Origin of the sequence: Microcystis sp. M53598_WE2, from assembly GCF_030067735.1 — a bacterium.
Classification (GTDB): domain Bacteria; phylum Cyanobacteriota; class Cyanobacteriia; order Cyanobacteriales; family Microcystaceae; genus Microcystis; species Microcystis aeruginosa.
In genome coordinates, this window is the sequence record NZ_JASJFE010000849.1 from 1 (window position 1) to 2,786 (window position 2,786).

General features: G+C 43.0%; 3 protein-coding genes. All 3 read left to right on the forward strand.

Annotation, left to right across the window (positions count from 1 at the left end):
- On the forward strand, nucleotides 1-917 hold a 917-nt coding region (locus tag PX636_RS17145; RefSeq protein ID WP_288118006.1), incomplete at its 5' end, for a GRAS family protein.
- A 98-nt stretch (nucleotides 918-1,015) separates the two neighbouring features.
- The gene (locus PX636_RS17150) at nucleotides 1,016-1,615 is read left to right on the forward strand and encodes a DUF1517 domain-containing protein (RefSeq protein ID WP_002796384.1); all 600 of its coding nucleotides are present in this window, start codon (nucleotides 1,016-1,018) and stop codon (nucleotides 1,613-1,615) included.
- A complete protein-coding gene (locus PX636_RS17155; RefSeq protein WP_002796387.1) occupies nucleotides 1,572-2,504 on the forward strand; it encodes a hypothetical protein in 933 nt (310 codons plus the stop codon). The genes PX636_RS17150 and PX636_RS17155 overlap by 44 nt, the downstream gene beginning before the upstream one ends.
- The last annotated feature ends 282 nt before the right edge of the window (nucleotides 2,505-2,786 follow it).

The window sequence follows — 2,786 nt, forward strand, 5'->3', positions numbered from 1 at the left end:
GCTCCCTGCAAAAGATAAAACAACTTCTCAGAAATAGGCTTTGTGCAGAAGAAGAAGCATACCTGGCTCATTTTTTTGATATATTCTTAGATGCTATTGATGGCTCAAAAGAAGAGTCGGGAAATCTTTATTCGGAGAATGAGATGCTGGAGGCTTTTGAGCAATTCTGTGAAAAAGTCCCTTTTGTCAACTTTGGCTATAATTTTGTAGCAAAATGTATCAATAATTATCCGAGAAATTACGAAAAGATTAAAATTATTGATCTTGGCATCGGCTCTGGTCGTCAGTGGCAAGCTTTTTTGAAGAATGTTTCGACTCAAATTACTCTGATTGGAGTTGATCTACCAACTTCAAACAACAAAAATACATTTAATAAACTGACAGAAAAATTCAGAGGTACTCATATCAACTTTATTCCCATTCTTGAGGCGATCGAGAATACTGACTTTTCTAAGTTTATTAAGGAAGAATCCGAGTTTCTTGTGGTTAATGCTTCCTTGGCACTTCATCATATTTTGCCCGAAATCTTTTCCAACAGTGGACGACAATCTGTAATTGAAAAAATTGCAGATTTGAAACCTGATTTGTTTACCCTTGTTGAACCCGATTCTGATCATAATAATATGTCAGTGTCTTCAACAATTATTGAAGCAATGGCTCACTACATGACAGTATTTAATGCCTTAAGTGAGCATATTAAAGATCAACACATACTTTCTATCATAGAACAGAGTTTTTTTGGTCGAGAAATTAAAAATATACTGGGTCATAGCGACGAGAAAAGGTTTGAGAGACATGAACGTTATCAACAATGGGAACAGAGGTTGTCACGAGCAGGATTTGAACTGCAATGTCTGGAAACATTAGCTTGGAAAGAGAAGCCCTTACTGGTTGCTTCGGCATGGCAATCATTATAGACTGTTGGCAAGGGATCAGGGCATAGGGGCCTAGAAAATGGCAAAATAAATAAAAGCTGAGGGCTTTTTTGGCTGTTTACTTTATCACTGGATAGATTATGAGTTCTTTAGGCGATCGCTTCAAGAAATTTGCGGGAAAAACTCGCTATGTGGTCTGTCGCTTATTTTTGCATCTCTACGGACAAGAAGTCGCACCCCTGATCGGTATCCTTAATCGTACCGGCCGGGAGGCGATCGATTCCGAAGGCGATTTAGAGGTCATGGGAGAGGGTTTAGTAGAAATTTGTCAAAATCTGCTGCAGATGAACCTCTATTGGTTTTCTATAGCTAATGAGGGCGATGTTTTTTGGAATGAGGGGGAAGCGGGAGACTACGTTAACGAACTGTTTACCGATTCCGCGGCCAGATACCTAAGTGAATCGGTGTCTTCACAGTTGGGGGAAAACGAACCCTTAACTTTACCCGTCACCGATAACTTAGTTGTTATGATCACAATAGCCTTCGAGGGTGAGAGTGCTGCTTTAGAAACTAGCCTAGCCGATCGAGAAGCCCTAGAAGATGGTTTAAAATCAATAATTAACCTTCACTACCAAGGTCGGCTGCGTGCGATTCAGGTACATTTTTCTCCTGCTCAATTGGGAGATGAATTGACCAATGAGCAACTATTACTCAATTTCCCCGAATTACTGCCTTTATAGTCTTAATTTTGCCCTTATGCTGCGCCAAGTAACGACAATCCTTTTAATTCTTACCCTTTGTTGCACAACGGTGGCCTGTGGTTCGTCGTCAAATGAAACTCAGTCACCGTCAGCTAGTAACAGTAGTGTAAGACGAGAATCCAATCAGGTTAGTAGCGGTCGCTACGAGGTGCAACAAGCTACCTACGATGACGGAGATGGCACTTATACCTTAATGCTGTTAAACACCCCTGGGGGGACTTCTCCCCTCTTTCGCACCACTAACCTGCAAATGGCTAGATTAACCGAGGAGGACATTGCTAAAGGGGAAAAAACCGCAGTAGAAATCAACGGTGATCAGGCTACCCTGTACATGACCGAAGATTTTAAAATTGAGTATGTCCATAATGTCACGGAAGTGCGGAACAATCCCCAAACCGGACAACAGGAAACCGTGGTGATTCGACAAGAATCGAGTTTTTGGAGTCCTTTTTTCGGTGCTGTTGCTGGTCAAGCTTTGGGTAGTTTGCTCTTTCGTCCTCAATATTACGTTCCTCCCCTTTATACTCCGGGAGGTGTGATGACCGGTTTTGGTGGTTACGGTTCCACCTATAATCAGGCAGTAGATCAATACCGGACTAAACATAATAGTCCACCTCCGGCGGTCAAAAATCGGCAAACTCTCCGTTCTACCGGCAATTTACGTCGTTATCCCAGTAATACTTCCTCTAGTCCCAATCGCAGCACCACCACCACCACAAAACCCAGTGGTTCTGGTTATGGTTCCAGTACCCTGAAGAATTCGGGTAAATCTGATAATGTCAAACGTTCTCCTAGTTTCGGTTCCTCCGGTTCCCGTCGTACCCCTAGTCGCAGTGGTTTCGGCAGCAGCAGACGCGGCCGACGTTAGGAGGATTTGACTGGAGTGGTGGAAGATTAACCCTGTCTTCCCCACCTCAGACATTGGAGATGACAACTACTTAGGGTTTGCTGAATAAATCTAAAAACCTTGTTGGATAGTAATTTTAGACTTTTTCCCCATCAAAAAGTGCCAGACCTTGGGGTGATCGGGGGGGGAAATTTAGGCACTTTTTCCCTGAAAATTAGGTAATTGACCAGATGAAAATCGGTAAAACCCTACACCCCACACCCCACACCCCACACCCTGCCCCCACGAAAAACTTTTTCAGCA